Origin of the sequence: Bacillus sp. S10(2024) (genome assembly GCF_050473865.1) — a bacterium.
GTDB lineage: Bacteria > Bacillota > Bacilli > Bacillales > Bacillaceae_G > Bacillus_A.
In genome coordinates this window covers 2483391-2504066 of the sequence record NZ_JBFLUR010000002.1, presented here as the reverse complement: position 1 = coordinate 2504066, position 20676 = coordinate 2483391, and the positions used below count along the sequence as shown (strand labels likewise).

Genomic DNA, 20676 nt, shown 5'->3' with positions numbered 1-20676 from the left:
GGGAAAAGTACGATAATATGCTATACTAACTATATCGATGACGGTGGAGGAAGATATATGAAAAAGAAAATTGCACAGTATGAAGTTGGTGAGCAAGTCGATTTATTTTTAATGATAAAATCGGCAACGAAAGGAATCGCGAGTAACGGGAAACCATTCTTAACAGTCATTTTGCAAGACCAAAGCGGAGATATTGAAGCGAAGTTATGGGATGTATCACCTGAAGTAGAGCAGCAATATGTAGCAGAAACAATTGTGAAAGTAGCAGGAGATATTCAAAACTATAAAGGTCGTATTCAACTTCGCGTCAAGCAAATTCGCGTAGCAAATCCAGGTGAAGTAAACGATATCTCTGATTTTGTGGAAAAAGCACCACTAAAAAAAGAAGATATGGTTGAGAAAATTACACAATACATATTTGAAATGCGTAACCCAAATATTCAACGTCTCACAAGACACTTGTTGAATAAGTATCAAGGGGAATTTTTAGATTACCCAGCCGCAACGAAAAATCACCATGAGTTTGTCTCAGGGCTGGCATATCACGTTGTATCGATGCTTGACTTAGCGAAAGCAATTGCAGCGCTATATCCGTCTCTTGATAAAGACTTATTGTATGCAGGCGTGATTTTACACGACCTCGGTAAAGTCATTGAATTATCAGGTCCAATTTCCACAACATACACGTTAGAAGGAAACTTACTAGGTCACATTTCTATCATGGTAAACGAAATTGGAAAAGCAGCAGACGAACTGCAAATTGAAGCAGAAGAAATATTAATTCTTCAGCACATCGTCTTATCACATCACGGCAAAGCAGAGTGGGGAAGTCCGAAGCCGCCGCTTGTAAGAGAAGCTGAAATTCTGCATTACATCGATAACTTAGATGCGAAGATGAACATGATGGACCGTGCACTAAGTCGCACAAAACCAGGTGAATATACTGAGCGTGTCTTTGCGCTTGATAATCGTTCGTTTTATAAACCGACGTTTCATAATTAAAAGAGAGGGCCGACCAAAAAGTGAACTTTTTGGTCGGCTTTTTTTATTTTTCGATATAATTTAGTACTAGTGGATGAACGATTCCTTTGTTGGATATTGCCGAAAGGACTTTGAATTGTGCTGAAGCGCTAATATATTGGTGGGAGCATCAGCGTAACTAAGAAGATTCTACTCTAGAAAAAATTATTGTAGTAAAATAAATCGCAATCAATTTTCGATATATTACAAAAATATTGAAAATTACACCAATCGATAATAATATATAAATATCGACAAAAAGGGAAGAGTCGATAACTTATACATAATAGGGGAGGGACTACGTTGAAAAAGAACAGAAAATTAAAAACTTTTTCAGTGTTGGCAACTGGGGCTATGCTAAGTTCTATGTTTGCTTTCGGTGGTCATGCTGCTTATGCAGAATCACCATCAGCGTCATCTAGTTTCATAGATGAGCATTTAATACCGGAGGATCGCTTGGCAAATGCGTTGAAGGAGCGTGGGGTTATTGATCCTTCTGCATCACAAGCAGAAACGGCAAAGGCTGTAGAGAAATATATAGAGAAGAAGAAAGGCGAAAATCCTGGAAAGGAAACAACGCCAGAAGACAGCCTTACGCAAGAAGCTACTGACTTTATGAAAAAAGTAAAAGATGAAAAGATGAAAGAGAAAGAGCAGCAGAATCAAAAAGAGAATGGTGTAGGAAATGGACAAGTACCTGGATTAAATTCTGGAAAGCTAAATGGGAAAGTGCCAACTTCTTCAGCAAAGCAAGCACCTTATAACGGTTCTGTGCGCAAAGATAAAGTTCTTGTGCTTCTTGTAGAATATAGTGATTTTAAACATAACAATATCGATCAAGAGCAAGGATATATGTATTCAAATGATTTTAATCGTGATCATTATCAAAATATGTTATTTGGTGATGAGCCGTTTACATTATTCAATGGCACGAACATTAAAACATTTAAGCAATATTATGAAGAGCAATCAGGCGGCAGCTATACGGTTGATGGAACTGTAACAGAATGGTTGACTGTTCCAGGTAAAGCAGCTGATTACGGCGCTGATGCTGGTAGCGGTCATGATAATAAAGGACCTCTAGGACCACGTGATTTAGTAAAAGATGCATTAAAAGCAGCAGTGGAAAAAGGAATTAATTTAGCTGATTATGATCAATTTGATCAATACGATTACAACAATGACGGCAATAAAAATGAGCCAGATGGAATTATTGATCATTTAATGGTTGTTCACGCTGGTGTTGGTCAAGAAGCTGGCGGTGGAAAGTTGAAAGATAATGCAATTTGGTCTCACCGTTCAAAACTTGGTGCAAAACCTTATGCAATTGATGGCACGAAATCATCTGTACAAAGATGGGATGGAAAGATGGCTGCATACGATTACACAATCGAACCTGAAGACGGTGCAGTTGGTGTATTTGCTCATGAATTCGGTCATGATTTAGGTTTACCAGATGAGTACGATACAAAGTATTCAGGACAAGGTGAGCCAATTGAAGCTTGGTCTATTATGAGCGGCGGAAGCTGGGCTGGAAGAGTTGCTGGAACAGAACCGACAAGTTTCTCTCCGCAAAATAAAGAGTTCTTCCAAAAAAATATGAAGGGTAACTGGGCAAATATTGTTGAAGTAGACTACGATAAACTTCGTGGTGTCGGCGCTGCGACGTATTTAGATCAAAGTGTTACGAAATCAAAACGTCCAGGAATTGTTCGTGTAAATTTACCTGATAAAGAAGTGAAAAACATTGAACCTGGTTTTGGACAGAAGTTTTACTATAGTACAAAAGGAAATGACATCCACACAACATTAGAAACGCCGTTATTTGATTTAACAAATGCAACGACTGCAAAATTTGATTACAAAGCATTCTATGAATTAGAAGCAAAGTATGATTTCGTTGATGTATATGCGATTGCAGAAGATGGAACGAAAACAAAGCTTGATAGAATGGGTGACAAAGATATCAAGAATGGTGTCGATACAACAAATGATAAGTGGATTGATAAATCTTATGATTTAAGTCAATTCAAAGGTAAGAAAGTAAAACTACAATTCGACTATTTAACAGATATTGCGGTATCTTACAGAGGATTTGCGCTTGATAATGCGGCTTTAACAGTAGATGGTAAAGTTGTGCTATCTGATGATGCAGAAGGGCAACCAAGCTTTACTTTAAAAGGCTTTACTGTTTCTAATGGAATTGAATATAAGAAAAATAACTACTATTTAGAGTGGAGAAACTATTCTGGTTCTGACGAAGCACTGCAATATGGACGCGGTCCAGTTTACAATACAGGACTTGTTGTATGGTATGCAGACCAAAGCTTTACAGATAACTGGGTTGGCGTACATCCAGGCGAAGGATTCCTTGGAGTAGTAGATTCTCATCCAGAAGCGATTGTAGGAACATTAAATGGTCAACCGTCTGTAAAAAGTAGCACGCGTTATCAAATTGCAGATGCTGCGTTCTCATTTGATCAAACACCAGCGTGGAAAGTAAATTCACCATCACGCGGAGTATTTGATTATAAAGGATTACCAGGTGTGGCGAAATTTGATGACTCTAAAGCATACATGAACACGTTAATTCCAGATGCAGGACGAAAAGTTCCAAAGCTTGGATTGAAGTTTGAAGTAGTAGGTCAAGCTGATGATAAGACTGCAGGAGCAGTTTGGATTCATCGCTAAGGTGAAGCTCTTTTCAGAAAGTAAACTTTAGTATATTCGTTTACAGTAATTTACGTGCAACTTAGGAATAAGAGTAGGTATTTTAACTACTCTTATTTCTTTTGTTTTCGTACTTACAACTAGTTTTATCCCGCCTTAATGAGCAGTAAGACTTCGCTGATAGAAAAAATATAGTAGTCATAAAATCTCTCTTTCTTTCATACAGTGAAACTAACAAAGCTTGTCTGATGAAAGGAAGGAACTCGAATGCAAACTTTACCGTGGTGGGTTTATCTTATTATTATTGGAATTGTTGTGAGCGGTTATATGGTCTTATACACGTCTAAAAAAGAGCAAGAAATGGATAATGAGTTTATTGAAAAAGAAGGCGAAGTCTATATGAAACGTCTTGCAGAAGAACGCGAGCGACGTAATCAAGAAAGTGATAAGGATTCTGTTTTACTTTAATAACTATGAAAGAGGATGTGTAGCCGATTGGTTACCATCCTTTTTCTATTGTGATGGTTTATAAGTTATTTTGTGTTATTAAGTCTTGAGATTCTTTTCCCATCTTTATAGTCAAGACAAGAAACCTCAATCATCAATCCATTAAACATTGTAAAGTAGAAGCCATAACTATTCCCTCTCATCTTATAAGGCTCTTTATCTATTTCAATCCCTCCATCTATTAAGCGGTTATATACTTGATCAACTTCACTTGGCTCTTCTACTAAGAAACCAATATGAAAAGCTTCTGGATATGTCGCATCTTTTCCATCTTTAAACGCTTTTGGATCGCTTAATACAAGAATAAATCCATCATTATCCCTCAGCACTACAAGAGCTTTTCCTTTCGCTTCTAAAAATTGAAAATCAAAAAATGTTTCAAAAAAGTTTCTTGCTTCCGATAAGTCATTCACGCATAAATTCAAGTGATTTAGTTTCATATACTCATCTCCTTTTCATTCTATTTATATTTCAGGCATTTCATCCTTTAGAACACTTTCATGTGTAAGCTACAGGCTGCCATATTTCAAGAAGGAAGAGGTTAGATTGAGCGCAATCTAACCGAACGGCTGGTTATTACTAAGAAAGAAAAAATTATGGAATTTGTCAATTATATGAAAGGTAAAAAGTAGAAATATAACTCAATATTAACTGTTGTTATAATAAATAGAAAAAGGGTTGGAGGAGAGTAATTTGCATTTCAAGGTTTACTAGCGGCACTTACTATAGGTGGGGTAAGTGCTTGTAATTCATCGGTTTAATCACAAAAAAATAGACATATTAGTTAAACTCTTTTAAAGTCCATGAAAGACTTTTGTAACATTTACGAATGTTTTTTGTAATAGATTTGAAAGTGCTTTGAAAGATATTGAAAGTAAGATAAGTTTATCGCTAATATATATGCAAAACACCCTCTAAACTGCATATTTTATTTTTTAAATACAACAAAAATGTCGAATTTGATATTCAATTATTTTTGAATTTTAAGCAACTTATGAGATCCCAAGTACATTTGGTACAAGCATTTTATTAAGTGAAAAACAAATTGCTCAGGTGTGTTAGAAAAATAAGGTTGCTCAAGTTGAGTCTCCCCCCAAGCTCCTTTAAACAAAACCCACGGATTGTTCTCCGTGGGTTTTGTATCGTTTTATTTTTTTCAAACAAGTGATTTTGCTATACAAATAAGTAAACTTTCCCATATATGCAAAATTGCATACTATTTTATATTGATAATCATTCTCGTTGTAACTATAATAGTTTCAACGGGTGAATTTTAAATTTACTTGTTGAAACCTTTTTATGAAAGAATATTAGAGGAGGAGTTAGAATTATGAAAAAAGCCATTTTAGCAGGAACATTAGGAATTGCAGTACTTTCGGGCATGAATTTACCAGGATTAGAAGTACCAAAGGCTAGTGCAGCAACTATGGATTTAGAAATTCAAGAGGTTACTAAGTATTATTCTTTGAGTTCATATGAAGTGTCTCAAAAAGAATCTTTTAATCTTAAAAAAGGAGAAGAACTTACAGTTTTTGTAACGAATTCAGGATTCCCAATTTCTTATACAGTCTTTGATGCAGACAATCAAGTAATTGGTACATACAATGCTAATTCACCTTATGGACGCATATTTAAATCACAAAAAGACGGTAATATTTCTGTACAATTTCAAGCAGGAGTGAATTCTTCATTTATGAAGAAAATGAATTTTACAGCTAAATTTGCTCTTTCTAAATTTAATTAATAATAAGGAATTGTTTATGTTATATAAACAATGAAATAAAGAAGGCGTATCCTGTTTATGGAATACGTCTTTTTTTAACTTATGAATACAAAAGGAAATTGTTCTCTTTTCTCGAAAGTGTATGTTAACGAAATGAATTCATTTGTCCACATGGCTACGAAAGGTATAGGAGCAATCTTATCTTATAATCATCCCTATTTATATTTATTTTAACAAGCCAATACTAAAGCTAAGGAGACATACTGTATGGGAAAAAAAGTATTGTTTTTTGGTGATTTTGGAATTGATGATACGATAGCTCTTATATATGCACATTTAACAGATAAAATTGATGTGATAGGAATTGTTGCGGATTATGGGAATGTACCTAAAACAGAAGTGATTAGAAATGTTCGTTTTTTACTTAAAAGTGTAGGGAAAGAAAATATAAAAGTTTTTGGTGGGGCTGAACATTCCATGGCTGCAGAGGTTGAAACTTTTTATCCAGAAGTTCACGGCAAGTTTGGGATAGGGCCCATTCACCCAGGACTAGAACTTAAAATGTTTGAGAATTTCTTTGAAGTTCTTAAACTTATTGAACAATACAAAAATGAACTGATTATCGTGAATACGGGAAGGTTAACGTCTCTTGCAAGCTTATTTCTCCTTTATGGAGATGTGATGAAAAATGTCCATTCTTATTATATTATGGGAGGAGCTTTTCTATATCCAGGAAATGTTACTCCAATTGCAGAAGCTAATTTTTATGGTGATCCTAAAGCAGCTAATATTGTAATGAGATACGCAAAAAATCTATCAATTTATCCCTTGAATGTTACACAAACAGCTATCGTAACACCAGAAATGGTCAATTATATTCACTCTAAAGGAAAAACTAAGTTTTTAAAGCCACTTTTAGACTATTACTATTATCAATTTTATCAAAAAAAAGTTCCTGGAATACAAGGTAGCCCAGTTCATGATGTGCTGACTTTGATTGCGCTTAACCGCGATGATATTTTTACGTACTATCAATCGTCTGTGATGGTTAGTATACTTGAGACTTTACGAGGACAAAGCGTAGGAGATTTTAGATCCACCTTTGAACCCGAAACATTCGGTAATCGTCCAAAACATAGGATTGCAATACACATGAATTACAAACAATTTTTTAAGGAGTTTATGACTGTAATGACTGGTGAGCTATTTTAGTGGGAAATCTTATATAGGACTGTGAAATACCATTACATCAAGGTTACACGTTGGTTTAAATCAAAGATCCAACGTTTATAGAAAAGATGAATCGGGATTATCTATACTTAGTTTTTCGTTATGAATTAACTGCCTAGCAAAATATCTTTTACAGTAATTTAGTAACACATACTTTATGATTCATCTCGTTCCAAAAGGTGCACCTTTATAAACAAAATAAAAAGAAGAACCTAGGATAGATTCTTCTTTTGTAAAATTAGGATTGATTATATGTAATAATTTAAAAATTATATAGCTTTTGTATTGTGATTTGGAATTGGTAATTCCAGTAATTCACTTTGGGAATACAAGTTTAGTAAGTGTTTTTCTATTCCCATACAAATTTCTTCTAATGGAAGATCATTGAAATCTTGACCAAATGGATCTTCAATTTCAACTCCTATTGCTTCAATTCCTAAAAATGCAAAACTAATAAACATAGTTGCCATAATCGTAAACCATCCCATACTATCGACAAGCCCAATTGATAAAGTCCCGCAAAAAATGATAAGTAAACTTTTAATATGTGCAAAATATGCAAAGGGAATAGGGGTTGCTTTAATGCGATCACAGCCGCCTATAGAATTTAATAGATTATCTAATTCATCTTCCATATTCATTAAAGTATTTGGAGGAAGTTGTCCAGATTTCAATCCCTTTGTTATCACGGTTTTCAACATAAAAATAATGGTGAGGGGTAAATAGTTAGATTTCACTAACATTTCTTTTTCTTTATCCGAACATAGTTCTAATAAATCTTTTACCTCAGATAGCTCTTTTTCGTTTCTTAAATGTTGTTTAGCTAGTTTTGGAAAAGCAATTAATAAATGTAGAAATTTTAATTTCTCTTTATCCATAGTATTTCCTTTAGAATCCCAGTAACATAAAAAGCTTACTGATAAATTTCTGGTTGAATTACCGATTCCTCCAAATAATTTTCTGCCTTCCCAATATCGATCGTATGCAGTATTTGTTCGAAATACTAATAATAAGCCTAAAGCTCCCCCTACAATAACCCACGGGGTCGAATTTATATGTATTCCAAAGTAATAGTTAATAAGAACAATACAAATGGAAACACATGTATAAAGAATGACTTGTTTAAAGATTTCTTTTATAATCGTTCCCTTTAACGTAAATATTTGTTTTAAACTTTCTTGATTGTTGTAACGAATCATAGATGGATAAGCCTCTTTTCTTCTATAAGCTGTTTACAATTGATGGTATGAATTTCTCTATCTTCTTAACTATGAATCTAGCAGATTTCATGTATGTATTTGGTAGATGGGGTTATGTGGACAAAACGTAGAAATTATATTCTCATACATTTTCCGGAAGAAAAACTTTAACTTCCTTACGCTAATCAACAGATTAATATTTTTATCATAGTTAGGGTCTTATTGTCAATCACTGATTTTATACACTAAGAGAAATAAACTTAACTGTATTGTTGACCTCTGGAAAGAGTGGGTTTTAAGATTTTGAAATCATTCTGTGATAGTAATTATTATGGACACGGAAAAAATACAATTGCAGGTATGATTGGTGTTGAGCATTAGGTAGCATCTTATAAAATGAACGAATGAAGGAAGATGACTGGGAATGTGCTTAGCACGAAATTCGAGCTGAGTTACATAAAAAGATGTCGATTTTTTTCATTGTATAAACGAAGTAAAATGGTTCCACAAACATGTAATATATGATAAAATAACAGAAACGTATGTTCTGTTATGCGGTTACATATGTTAAACATTTTAGAAAGAGGTGCTTGTGATGATTTTAGGTATTAACCCCTATTTGGTGACAAATGGTAATGGACAAGAGGCTGTTAAGTTTTATGAACATGCATTGGATGCAAAAGTTGTAAGCCTTCAAACGTTTGGAGATATGCCTGAAAATTCAGAATTCCCAGTTCCTGCTGAGGCGAAAGACCGTGTGTTACATGCGCATTTAAAAATTGGCAATACGGATTTGATGATCTCTGACACATTCCCAGGTCAGCCGGAGCAAACTGGATCGCAAGTGACTATCGCTATTCACATACAAAATGCAGAAAAATCACAAGAAGTGTTTGAAAAATTACAAGATGGTGGCCAAGTTATAATGCCGCTTCAAGAAACGTTCTGGAGTCCATCATACGGCCAAGTCAAAGACAAATTCGGCGTAGAGTGGCAAGTTTCAACGCAAGGCGCTAATATGTAAATCAATGTACGGGACTGACGATCAGTCCCGTTTTTTTGTGTTTGCCGATATCAGCAGACATGATATAAAGATTCTTCGGAGGTATTCGACGCTAAAACCAGCGAGCACAGCTAAAAAGAAAAGGTCCCATCTTTTCTTTTTCCTTAATTTGTGTACTATAAGAAATAGGAAGATACAAAAAAGGGGACTTTCGAATGGAATTTCATGAACAGAAAATATTACCAGCGGTTCGGCAAATTAAAGATTTAGAGAAGCTATTGCATAGTTCCTATGAATATATCGTTATTCTTGATATTCATGTTGCTCAGTTAAAAAGTGTCATTACTCTTGCAAAGCAGTATTGTAAAAAAATCTTTTTACATGTGGATTTAATTCACGGCTTGCAAAGTGATGCGTATGCAACGGAATATATATGTCAAGAGTTTCGCCCGTACGGGGTGTTATCTACGAGGTCTAGTGTGATTATGAAAGCGAAGCAAAAAGGTGTCGTTGCGATTCAACGCGTTTTCTTGATTGATTCAAGTGCAATGGAAAAGAGTTGTGCTCTTTTAGAAAAGACAAAGCCAGATTATATTGAAGTGCTGCCAGGGGCTTTAGTGGACGTAATTGCGGAAGTGAAAGAGCGGACGGGATTACCTATTTTAGCAGGCGGATTTATTCGCAGTGTGGATGATGTGGAAAGGGCTCTAGGAGCTGGTGCGACAGCGATTACAACGTCGAAGAAAGAGTTGTGGAAACATTTTCATAAAAAGTGACAAAAATATGAAAAAATTAATTGACACCGCTTTCAAATGAGTTTAACATTATAGACAAGTTAATAAACGTGACGGAGAAAAGAAGAGATCCACATTTCATTGTTTCTATAATTTTATAGAAACGTGTATTTGTGGATTTTTTCTTTTGAAAATTCAATTCTTCTCTTTCACTGAAAGCGCTTTAATTTGATTATGGAGGGGTTATATGTCACCATTTTTAGGGGAATTAATAGGGACAGCATTACTAATCATTCTTGGCGGCGGCGTTTGTGCTGGTGTTAGTTTGAAGAAATCATTTGCACAAAATTCAGGATGGATCGTTATTACAATGGGATGGGGCTTAGCGGTTTCTGTAGCTGCTTATGCAGTTGGGTCGATTAGCGGAGCGCATTTGAATCCAGCAGTAACAATTGGACTTGCGTTTAAAGGAGCATTTCCTTGGAGCGATGTACCTATGTATATTGCAGCACAAATGATTGGGGCAATGATTGGGGCATGTATTGTATACTTACATTACTTACCACATTGGAAAGAAACAGAAGATGCAGGAACAAAATTAGGCGTATTTGCAACAGGACCAGCAATTCCAAACACATTTGCAAACCTTTTAAGTGAAATGATTGGGACTTTTATTCTAGTATTTGGTATTTTAGCAATTGGAGCAAATAAGTTTGCAGACGGTTTAAATCCGTTCATTGTAGGTTTCTTAATTGTAAGTATTGGTTTATCATTAGGAGGGACAACTGGTTACGCAATCAATCCAGCACGTGACTTAGGACCTCGTATTGCACACTTCCTTCTTCCGATTCCAGGAAAAGGCGGATCGAACTGGAAATATGCATGGATTCCAGTAGTAGGACCGATTTTAGGTGGATCATTAGCGGGATTATTCCATCAAGTTGTATTTGAAGGAAAGCAAAATTCAGCACTTATCTATGTATCTATTGCAACAGTGATTGTTCTAGCAATCTCTTATATGACAAGCAAACAGAGCGGGAAAAATACAAATAGTAGAAAAGTAGCATAAGGGGGAAATAAACATGGAAAAATTTATTCTTTCATTAGACCAAGGAACAACAAGTTCACGTGCGATTCTTTTTAATAAAGAAGGTAAAATTGTACATGTTGCGCAAAAAGAATTTACACAGCATTTTCCAAAGCCAGGTTGGGTTGAGCATAACCCACAAGAAATTTGGGGATCTATTTTAGCAGTTATTGCAACTTGTTTAAGTGAAGCAGAGGTAAAACCGGAGCAAATCGCGAGTATCGGGATTACAAACCAACGTGAAACAACAGTTGTATGGGAAAAAGAAACAGGCAAACCTGTATACAATGCAATTGTATGGCAATCTCGTCAAACAGCGGAAATTTGTGACGAGTTAAAAGGAAAAGGCTATGGCGATATGGTTCGCGAAAAAACAGGTCTTTTAATTGACGCATACTTCTCTGGAACGAAAGTAAAATGGATTTTAGATAACGTAGAAGGTGCAAGAGAGAAAGCAGAGCGCGGCGAGTTATTATTTGGAACAATTGATACGTGGCTTGTATGGAAATTATCTGGCGGCAACGTTCACGTAACAGATTATTCGAATGCATCTCGTACATTAATGTATAACATTCATGAGTTAAAATGGGACGAAGAACTTCTTGATATGTTAACAGTACCAGCAAGCATGCTTCCAGAAGTGCGTCCGTCTTCTGAAGTATATGGTCATACAGTTGATTATCATTTCTTCGGTCAAAATATACCGATTGCAGGGGTTGCAGGTGACCAACAAGCAGCATTATTCGGCCAAGCTTGCTTCGGTGAAGGTATGGCGAAAAATACATACGGAACAGGCTGCTTTATGTTAATGAACACAGGTGAAAAAGCAGTAGCATCTGAGCATGGTCTATTAACAACAATCGCATGGGGTTTAAATGGAAAAGTAGAATACGCATTAGAAGGTAGTATTTTCGTAGCAGGATCTGCAATTCAGTGGCTGCGTGATGGACTGCGTATGTTCCAAGATGCAAGTGATAGTGAAGCGTATGCAGCGCGCGTTGAGTCAACTGACGGCGTATATGTTGTACCGGCATTTGTTGGACTTGGAACTCCGTACTGGGATAGTGAAGTACGCGGTGCGGTATTCGGGTTAACGCGCGGTACGACGAAAGAGCATTTTGTCCGTGCAACGCTTGAATCGTTAGCATATCAAACAAAAGATGTATTATGTGCAATGGAAGCAGATTCTGGCATTGAGTTAAAAACATTACGCGTAGATGGCGGCGCAGTGAAAAATAACTTCTTAATGCAGTTCCAAGGCGACATTTTAGGCGTGCCAGTAGAGCGTCCAGAAGTGAACGAAACAACAGCTTTAGGAGCAGCATATTTAGCTGGTCTTGCGGTTGGTTATTGGAAAGATCAAGAAGAAATCGCAGCGCAGTGGAATATGGATAAGAGCTTTGCACCAGCAATGGAAGCGGGTACAAGTGAAGAGCTATATGCTGGCTGGAAAAAGGCAATTGAAGCAACAAAGGCTTTTAAATAATCATAAACAGTGTTATAATGATGATAAGTTAATAATTCGGTAGGAGATTTGGAGAGACCAGGGCACGCTATAGAAGCAATTCTATGGTGATGTTCGTGGTCTCTTTTTTTCGTAATAAAAGGGAGGAATTACCATGAAATTTTCAAGTAAACAACGTCAAAATGTTTTAAATGAAGTAAATAAACAAGAAGTAGATGTAATTGTCATCGGCGGAGGAATCACAGGAGCTGGTATTGCACTAGATGGAGCAAAACGCGGACTATCAACGGTTGTGTTTGAAATGCAAGACTTCGCAGCGGGTACATCAAGTCGTTCTACAAAGCTTGTTCACGGCGGTTTACGTTATTTAAAACAGTTTGAAGTGAAGATGGTAGCTGAAGTTGGGAAGGAGCGTGCCATTGTATATGAAAACGGTCCGCACGTAACAACACCGGAGTGGATGCTGCTGCCGTTCCATACAGGCGGTACGTTCGGTGCGTTTAGTACATCAATCGGTCTTCGTGTATACGACTTTTTAGCAGGCGTTAAGAAAAGTGAGCGTAGAAAAATGTTTAGCCGCGAAGAAACGATGAAGAGAGAACCGCTTGTGAAACAAGAAGGATTAAAAGGTGGCGGTTACTACGTAGAATATCGTACAGATGATGCGCGTTTAACAATCGAAGTTATGAAAGAAGCAATCAAACATGGTGCAAAAGCAGTCAACTATGCGAAAGTAGACGATTTCTTATATAAAGATGGAAAAGTATGCGGCGTACGTGTAGTCGACTTATTAGACGGAAACGTATATGAAGTGTATGGTAAAAAGATCGTCAATGCATCAGGTCCTTGGGTAGATACACTTCGTGAAAAAGATAACTCGAAAAAAGGGAAAGTCCTGCAGTTATCAAAAGGTGTGCACCTTGTTATCGATCAAAAACGTTTCCCGTTAGGGCAAGCAATTTACTTTGATACGCCAGACGGACGCATGGTATTTGCGATTCCGCGCGGAGGTAAAACATACGTAGGTACAACAGATACATTCTATGATAAAGATGCAGCAGTACCAAAAATGACAACAGAAGATCGCACATACATTATTAACGCGATTAACTACATGTTCCCGACTGTAAAGATTACAGAGAAGGATATTGAATCAAGCTGGGCTGGCGTTCGTCCATTAATTTATGAAGAAGGAAAGAGCGCATCTGAAATTTCTCGTAAAGATGAAATTTGGACTTCTGAATCTGGCTTAATCACAATTGCCGGCGGAAAATTAACAGGATATCGCAAAATGGCAGAGATGGTCTTAGACTACGTCACATCGCTCATGCAAAAAGAAGGGCAAGGCTCATACCCAGCAAGTGCAACGAAACATATGCCAATCTCTGGCGGTCATGTTGGTGGTTCGAAAAACTTCCCAGCATTTATCGCGAAAAAAGCAGAAGAAGGAAAAAAATACGGTTTAACAGTAGAACAAGCAGAGCAATTCGCAAAATTCTACGGTTCAAACGTTGACGTACTCTTCGAATTAGCGAAAGAATATAAAGGAGATGCAGAGCGCCATAACATGCCGCTTGACGTACTTCTTCCACTCGTATACGCGATGGAGTTTGAAATGGCAACAAAGCCGGTTGATTTCTTCGTACGCCGTATGGGAGCAGTATTCTTCAACATCCACTGGGTATATCAATGGAAAGATGCTGTTATCAACTACATGGCAGAAGCTTTAAACTGGAGTGGAGAAGAGAAGCTGAAATATACAGCTGAATTAGACGCAGCATTAACAGATGCAGTTGTACCAGTTGATCAACAAGATCAGGCATCTGCGTTAGCATAAAGTGAAAACCACACTGTTTCTACATGTGTAGAAACAGTGTGGTTTTTTTATGATTAATTTTTATATTCCGGCTGCTTCTCTAACTTTTTTAGCTTCTACATTATTTAGAACTGTATATTCAGCTTTAAAATTTATAACATCGGCTCCATTTTCATTAAAAAATATCATAACGCTTAATGAAGGTAATCCTTTGTTAGGATTGTTAATTTCGAGAACTAAATCTGGTATTTTTCCTCTCACATCAAATTCCTTATTAACATCCCATTTCTTGTTGTTAAAAATCTCATTAATGATACGAATCTTTTTATTCTCATCTGTGTTTGTAAAATGTATATCATTGTTTTCTGTAGGTTTTCCAACAGATAATATGGAATTTGAAAGATTTTCATTTTTACAAGCTACTACGGTTATCACTAGACTAAATAGTAGTAATAAATGAGTAATCACTTTCATTAAATCACCCTCCTTTAATTATATACGTTTTTTATACATATATTGTTCAGCGCATACTGTTTATAAGTCCCTCACATTTGAATTATTTTAAGAAATTCATTGCCAAATATACTAGTAGAACGATTATTTATATTACGAAAACGAGAAAGGGGGACATTGAATCATGTCAAAACATATCGTAGATCTATCAAAATACAATGATAATATCGATTGGGATGTAGCGACGCCGCAACTGAATCTAGCAATTTGCCGTGTTCAATATGGCTCAAGGAAGGTAGATCCACTGTACAATGAACATGTTCAAAATTTAGAAGCATATGGAATTCCTCATGCCGCTTATGCTTACGGCTGTTATGTAAGCATAGCAGATGCCATTGTAGAGGCCGAAGATTTTCTAGTACGTGTCAATCCAAATGCAAAGTTTCTTGTGTTAGATGTGGAAGATGACACGCTAGCAAGCTGCGGAGCTACGAATCTAGCAGAAGCAACACAAGCATTTATTACGACTTGCCAGAATGCTGGTTGGAAAGTTGGTTTATATGTATCGCATCATATGTATGGATCTTATGGGTTGCAAAATGTACAAGCTGATTTCTTATGGATTCCACGATACGGAGGAAGAAAACCTAAATATGCATGCGATTTGTGGCAATATGCAGATGGTGAAACAGGGGGATGGCTTGATGGAATTGGAAAAGTAGATTTAAATGCTTTAAATGGAGATAAACCGCTCAAATGGTTCATAAATGCTCAGGAACTGTATCGTATTTTTGTAGGAGACTTCAATTCGATTGGATGGACAGAAGATGTATATCACACAATTAAAGCTATTTTCCCAGACTATGGGATGTGGACGCAAACCCTTGACGATGGAAATCAGCGTATCATTATTGGTGATTTCAACTCCAAAATATGGTGCGATGAAACGTTTGCGAAGTTGGAAGAAATTTTTCCATCATACGGTATGTGGGTCCAGCGGGTTTAGCTATTGATGTATATTATATGGGATGGCACGATAGGAAGGCCTCTTTTCTATGAATTTTATGAGGTAACTCAAGAAGAAAGGATATTTATATTGTAAATTCCATGATGGAAACATATATGAAATGCTCAATATATCCTTTAAAGAATCAATTTATACTTTTGGGGAAAGTGTCGTAAAAAGGGGGCAGCCCCGCAGCTTAAAAGCTGTGAGACTGCCCCAAAATTTTCTTCATTTCTTATAGATCCGGGTTGAAGACATCTTTTGATTTTTTTGCAATATCCGTAATTAATTCATTTCTTAATTGCTTTGCTTTTGTAAATGCATCTGTAGCCGTGTCATTACTATATTTATTTAAATACTTAATTGCTTTTTGTTTGTCTTCCTTATAAAGTTCAGTAGCCTTTTTTTCAACCGAACTTTGTTTTGCAAATAACTGATCCTCGTATTTACCCCAATAGTTTTTCAATCCTACTCCAAGTGTGTCTGGGTTTGTTGCAGCTAAAGCAGCTGGTGCACGGAAAGCCCAGTAAGCTGATTGATCATCATATTTGTCATTACCAAGTTTAAAAGCAGTTGGTGTGTCGTATGTTCCTTGATAGAATGGTAAATAAACACTATATTTCGGGCTTGCTAGGCTAAGCCACATAACATTGGCAATATCAGCAGGCATATTAGATCTTAGTTGAATAACATGGGATTCAACTGTACGATCTACACCAACAGCACGCTCATCTTTACCTGTACTTGTAGAAGGGTCATATGGAGTACCTTCATAGTGAGAGCCCAAGAATTTCATCACTTGTTTTGGCGTAATTTTCTGATCCGGAATCATAAATAATGGATAACGTGTTAATTCAGCATCTTGGTTTATAGATGGAGTAAATGTCTTTTGTCCCCACCATTCTCTACGTGTATTGTATTTTTGACCAACATCACCATAAGTTCCAGCGAAATCAAATTTTTGATTATTATCTTTGTTATCGTTTGGTATTAAGCCTTTTTCAACTGCATGAGAAATTAATGTTTTAGAGCCCATGAAGTTTTTCGTATCGGAAAGATTCACATTATCGATTCTTAATCCATTCGCAACAATTAAATAAGCGTTATCAGGTACTCTTTCTGCTACCCATTGATGTCCTGTTCCAACCTCAAAGTACCAAATTTCATTCTTATCTGCAATCGCAACACCATTTGCTTCAGCAGAACCATACTTTTCAATGTACTGTCCTAGTAATTCAGCACCTTCACGGGCTGTTTTAACACGTGGTAAAATTAAGGTTGGAATAACTGATTCGCTAACACCTTTTTTCACAAATGGATCAGATGCTTCTGCTTTTTTATTTGCATAAGCACTATTTGTAGCAGAAATAGCTACTCCGTATTCATTTATCCCTGCTTCTTCAAAAGGCCCTTTTGAAGGATCCCAGTCTGGTATTGCAATATATTTATAGGATACCTTGGGTTGATCTACTGTTAGTCCAGTTTCAAATTTTAGTTTTTCCCCTGATTTATGTGTTTTACGAGGGAATACCTTGACATGTTTCGACCATGCACTAGATACATCCTCATTTCGTGCAATCATGACCGAATCATCTGCGGTTGCTTTTTTTCCTGCAAAAACCGATGTGCAAGCACTTGCAGGAAGGGCGAATCCTCCAACTATTAAGGTAGTAACGGCTGCTGCTACACATGCTTTTTTGATACTATGTAACTTCATTTTGCCTTCCTCCTCTAACATTTCTGGATTTATTTCCTTATTATTCTAACATAATATAATATTTTTGTGAGCGCTTTCACATATTGTTCATATAGAAAAAATTAGTCCAAAATCATTTACTCAGAGGAATGGATTATCCTATTCCATTCCTCGCTTTTCTCCTGTTTCCCTTATAAAAAAGATCGAAGGGTTACCGGGCAGCTATCCTGATTTTCTTTCGATTTGGTTCAAACTTTTTTATAAAAAAATCTGATTAAAACTCATAGAAATGTCTAATAAGGGGTAGCATCAATGCCCATCAACTTAAGAAATTAATTGTTCCACAAAACGAAAAAAATGAGCTGAACTCCCATAAATAATTGTGAAAACGTAAATTTTTCGTTATAGGAGTTTTTTCAAAATATTAGCTTGATGGTTATGTGGCGGGACCCCGAGAAGAAAGCGAAAAACCTGGAGAAGGCAGCAAAAACTACAAAATATGAAGTAAAAGTATTAGGGAGAGGTTCTACAGGCCGAACAACTGCCAACTTTTTAGAGGAACAACTAGCAATGAAAGAATTCAAGTCTGCTCCTCAAAGAATGCCGATTCCAAAACTTGTAATTACAGATCCTCGTTGACCTCATGAAGAAGGCTGGGTTAAAATGACTCAAAATGGGAATAGAGTAGAAATACACTATCTTAAAAACACAAAAACAGGAGAAGTTGATGATTTTAAATTTAAAAATTAAAAAAGAAGTAAGGGGATAAAAAATGAAGGTAATATGTATAAATAACACATGTAATCAATTTTCAGATAAATTATTAAAGCAAGGTTATACACGTGACATGATTTTAAATCTAGAAATAAGAAAAGAATATGTGGTTTACGGTATAAGTTTATCAAATGGAGAATTAGATTATCAACTTTTAGGAGAAAATGCGAATATGCCATCATGGTATCCAGCGGAATTATTTACAGTATCAGATCCTTTACAGCCTTTAGAATGGTATTTTGCAGACCATAGGCACATAAAAGAGACAACAATAGATTATATATGGGGCTATAAAGAATTAGCCTTAGAAGATACACATGTTTTGGGTTTAATAGAAAGAGAGAAAAAAGATATGGAAATATTTTTAAAGCGTAAAGCTGAAATTGATGAATTTATGGAACTATAACTCCTAAATTTATGTGATTTACGCTTAATAAAAGGGAGAATTATGAAAAAACCGTAGGTCTTATCAATTTCTACGGTTTTTTTATTATATAACTTTTTAAGTAAAAACAGCTTTTTTTGATGAGAATGACAGGTTGAATGCTAGTTCGGATTGTTTTCATGTGAATCTGAAATAGAATTTGTTTATAAAACTTTAAATTAGTATAAAATATTGACTGAAATTAAATAGGGGCGAATTATTATGGAAACAATACGATTAGATGGGCATGGGGTACCGCTACATTAGCAAAATAATACAATAAGCTGCCCATATGGACAGCTCATTTACATAATGTTCGTTAGCGGAAGTCGTTTTAAAATTCTATGTATTGATTTTTTCTTTGCCCTTGCGGATTAACCACAATACCAAAGCTAGAAGTAGTATGAGGAGCGGTATTCCCTGAATAAAGAGAATTACTCCCCAAAAATCAAGTTCAGTACTATCTGGAGAGTCTGTTGTCATTGCACCTATAAAAAGTGCGAATGGAATTGTGAGTAGATTCATCCCTAAGCTGACCATTATGAATGATAGATTTTTAGCCTTAATTTTTGGTGAATTAGCTTTTATAATTACGAATATTGCAGTGCCAATTATAAGAAACAGTATTACATAAAGATTATTAGGATATCTCATAATATTCCTCCGTTATCCTAATTGTACCATCAGCAAAGACAATTTTGTGCAAATTTGGATGAATAGGATATTCATGGAGGTTAACATAACGTAACATTATCGGGATTCAATGTATTTAGGATACTATTAAAAGCCCTCCAGTTTAAGATCTGAAGGGTCCTTATGTCACATAATTCTCGTTCTCGAAAGCTATAATATGTTTTACTCAGAATCTTCTTCTTGATTATATCGGGTAACAATTTCTTTAATTTCTGCAACTCTCTGTAGAGTAATTCCTTCTCTCTGTTCAACTGCTAAAGGATGATCAGTCGGTTCCAATTCGATAAAGGGGCTCATACCAATGGATCTTGTATGGACATGTGTTTTCAAATTTAATGTATCGGGATAACCAGGGATTGATGTAGAAAGCCATCCGAAGTAAGGTTCTTCTGTTTCTCTTTCTTTCACTTTCCATAATTCCATTGTTTTGTTGAAGTTTTCTTCGCTTAAAGATACCCATATATTCCAAATAAATATTTCGTTACTATCTATAATCGGAATTTCTATACAACCTCGAACAAAGTAATATTCTTCATCCATAATGCAGATATCAGAATTTATCTCAAAGCGTTTTGGTCTTTCCATTTTAGGAACATTGTAATAATAAATAGGAGCATCACTTCCATAGCTCATTGGTAGTTCCTGTTCGGAATGAATACAACGAAATTTTTCATAGCTAATTTCTTTCTTATTTGTTCTTCCATACGATCTTCTTCTGCGCATTTGATTATATGCTCCTTATTTCATTGTTTATCTTAAATTATATATGAGAATTGATATGTATATCCTATACATATTAGGTTAACATAACGTAATATTATCAATAGTAAGGAAAAGGTGGAATCCTCACTCTCATAAAGAATCCGCCTTTCTTTTTTTTATGATCCTATTCATTTTTTATACATTCCTATCCTGGTGTGGGTTTCAGGGTTCCCGTTTGTTACTGGATTAGCCGAAAAACTGTATAAAATCTTGCATGCTCTTAGCATGGTTTTTTTCCGAAATGCTGGCGGTACCTCTATTAGTATTTAAGTTTTTGAAACCAATAAATTGTTGAAAAATGGATGAAACAAGAAAAGACAGATCATTCAGCTAAGTTGTCTTTTTTGTGATATTTGGATGTTAAAAAGACACTCATATTGAGTGTCTTTTTACAGTTAACAAATTAAAATAAAT

19 protein-coding genes are annotated in these 20676 nt (G+C 35.8%); 13 read left to right on the top strand and 6 right to left on the bottom strand.

From position 1 onward, the window contains the following. Positions 1-57: 57 nt before the first annotated feature. The 3 genes from yhaM (at position 58) to AB1280_RS12760 (ending at position 4158) form a co-directional block, all read left to right on the top strand. Positions 58-1002: a 3'-5' exoribonuclease YhaM gene (gene yhaM, locus AB1280_RS12770; RefSeq protein WP_272187067.1), complete on the top strand. Its 945-nt coding sequence runs from the start codon at positions 58-60 to the stop codon at positions 1000-1002. 321 nt (positions 1003-1323) lie between these two features. Next, positions 1324-3711, top strand: a complete 2388-nt coding sequence (locus AB1280_RS12765; protein WP_429756028.1) for an immune inhibitor A domain-containing protein — start codon at positions 1324-1326, stop codon at positions 3709-3711. Positions 3712-3957: 246 nt separating this feature from the next. After that, positions 3958-4158 (top strand): sporulation YhaL family protein, encoded by a 201-nt coding sequence (locus tag AB1280_RS12760; protein ID WP_306200328.1) that lies wholly within the window; start codon positions 3958-3960, stop codon positions 4156-4158. 65 nt (positions 4159-4223) lie between these two features. Here the strand turns inward: AB1280_RS12760 and AB1280_RS12755 are convergent, their stop codons facing one another. Continuing rightward, positions 4224-4637 (bottom strand): VOC family protein, encoded by a 414-nt coding sequence (locus tag AB1280_RS12755; protein WP_429756027.1) that lies wholly within the window; start codon positions 4635-4637, stop codon positions 4224-4226. An 890-nt stretch (positions 4638-5527) separates the two neighbouring features. Between AB1280_RS12755 and AB1280_RS12750 the strand changes: the two genes are divergently transcribed. Together AB1280_RS12750 and AB1280_RS12745 are read left to right on the top strand one after the other, a co-directional pair. Continuing rightward, positions 5528-5941, top strand: coding sequence for a hypothetical protein (locus tag AB1280_RS12750; RefSeq protein WP_429756026.1), 414 nt, complete (start codon positions 5528-5530; stop codon positions 5939-5941). Between the two features lie 246 nt (positions 5942-6187). Continuing rightward, positions 6188-7132: a nucleoside hydrolase gene (locus AB1280_RS12745; protein WP_429756025.1), complete on the top strand. Its 945-nt coding sequence runs from the start codon at positions 6188-6190 to the stop codon at positions 7130-7132. Between the two features lie 287 nt (positions 7133-7419). Here the strand turns inward: AB1280_RS12745 and AB1280_RS12740 are convergent, their stop codons facing one another. Then, positions 7420-8349, bottom strand: a complete 930-nt coding sequence (locus AB1280_RS12740) for a bestrophin family protein (protein WP_429756024.1) — start codon at positions 8347-8349, stop codon at positions 7420-7422. A gap of 595 nt (positions 8350-8944) precedes the next feature. Here AB1280_RS12740 and AB1280_RS12735 point away from each other — a divergent pair. From AB1280_RS12735 to AB1280_RS12715, 5 genes are all read left to right on the top strand, one after another. After that, positions 8945-9373, top strand: a complete 429-nt coding sequence (locus tag AB1280_RS12735) for a VOC family protein (protein WP_429756023.1) — start codon at positions 8945-8947, stop codon at positions 9371-9373. Between the two features lie 194 nt (positions 9374-9567). Continuing rightward, positions 9568-10128 (top strand): glycerol-3-phosphate responsive antiterminator, encoded by a 561-nt coding sequence (locus AB1280_RS12730; RefSeq protein WP_272187076.1) that lies wholly within the window; start codon positions 9568-9570, stop codon positions 10126-10128. Positions 10129-10333: 205 nt separating this feature from the next. Further along, the gene (locus AB1280_RS12725; protein WP_272187077.1) at positions 10334-11155 is read left to right on the top strand and encodes an MIP/aquaporin family protein; all 822 of its coding nucleotides are present in this window, start codon (positions 10334-10336) and stop codon (positions 11153-11155) included. 13 nt (positions 11156-11168) lie between these two features. After that, a complete protein-coding gene (gene glpK, locus AB1280_RS12720; RefSeq protein WP_429756022.1) occupies positions 11169-12659 on the top strand; it encodes a glycerol kinase GlpK in 1491 nt (496 codons plus the stop codon). A 133-nt stretch (positions 12660-12792) separates the two neighbouring features. Then, positions 12793-14475 (top strand): glycerol-3-phosphate dehydrogenase/oxidase, encoded by a 1683-nt coding sequence (locus AB1280_RS12715; protein WP_429756021.1) that lies wholly within the window; start codon positions 12793-12795, stop codon positions 14473-14475. A gap of 60 nt (positions 14476-14535) precedes the next feature. Here AB1280_RS12715 and AB1280_RS12710 read toward each other — a convergent pair whose 3' ends face one another. Next, the gene (locus AB1280_RS12710) at positions 14536-14928 is read right to left on the bottom strand and encodes a hypothetical protein (RefSeq protein ID WP_429756020.1); all 393 of its coding nucleotides are present in this window, start codon (positions 14926-14928) and stop codon (positions 14536-14538) included. Positions 14929-15091: 163 nt separating this feature from the next. On the opposite strand from AB1280_RS12710, the gene AB1280_RS12705 reads away from it, so the two are divergent. Beyond that, entirely contained in the window at positions 15092-15913 is an 822-nt protein-coding gene (locus tag AB1280_RS12705; RefSeq protein WP_429756019.1) for a GH25 family lysozyme, read from the top strand. Between the two features lie 235 nt (positions 15914-16148). Here the strand turns inward: AB1280_RS12705 and AB1280_RS12700 are convergent, their stop codons facing one another. Next, a complete protein-coding gene (locus AB1280_RS12700) occupies positions 16149-17630 on the bottom strand; it encodes a C69 family dipeptidase (RefSeq protein WP_429756018.1) in 1482 nt (493 codons plus the stop codon). Between the two features lie 417 nt (positions 17631-18047). Between AB1280_RS12700 and AB1280_RS12695 the strand changes: the two genes are divergently transcribed. Next, positions 18048-18248, top strand: a complete 201-nt coding sequence (locus tag AB1280_RS12695) for a hypothetical protein (protein WP_429756017.1) — start codon at positions 18048-18050, stop codon at positions 18246-18248. 133 nt (positions 18249-18381) lie between these two features. Next, positions 18382-18789, top strand: coding sequence for a hypothetical protein (locus tag AB1280_RS12690; RefSeq protein ID WP_429756016.1), 408 nt, complete (start codon positions 18382-18384; stop codon positions 18787-18789). Between the two features lie 360 nt (positions 18790-19149). Here the strand turns inward: AB1280_RS12690 and AB1280_RS12685 are convergent, their stop codons facing one another. Both AB1280_RS12685 and AB1280_RS12680 read right to left on the bottom strand, forming a co-directional pair. Next, positions 19150-19461 (bottom strand): hypothetical protein, encoded by a 312-nt coding sequence (locus tag AB1280_RS12685; protein WP_429756015.1) that lies wholly within the window; start codon positions 19459-19461, stop codon positions 19150-19152. Between the two features lie 201 nt (positions 19462-19662). Then, on the bottom strand, positions 19663-20223 hold the full coding sequence (locus AB1280_RS12680; RefSeq protein WP_429756014.1) for a DUF2199 domain-containing protein: 561 nt from the start codon (positions 20221-20223) through the stop codon (positions 19663-19665). Between the last annotated feature and the right edge of the window lie 453 nt (positions 20224-20676).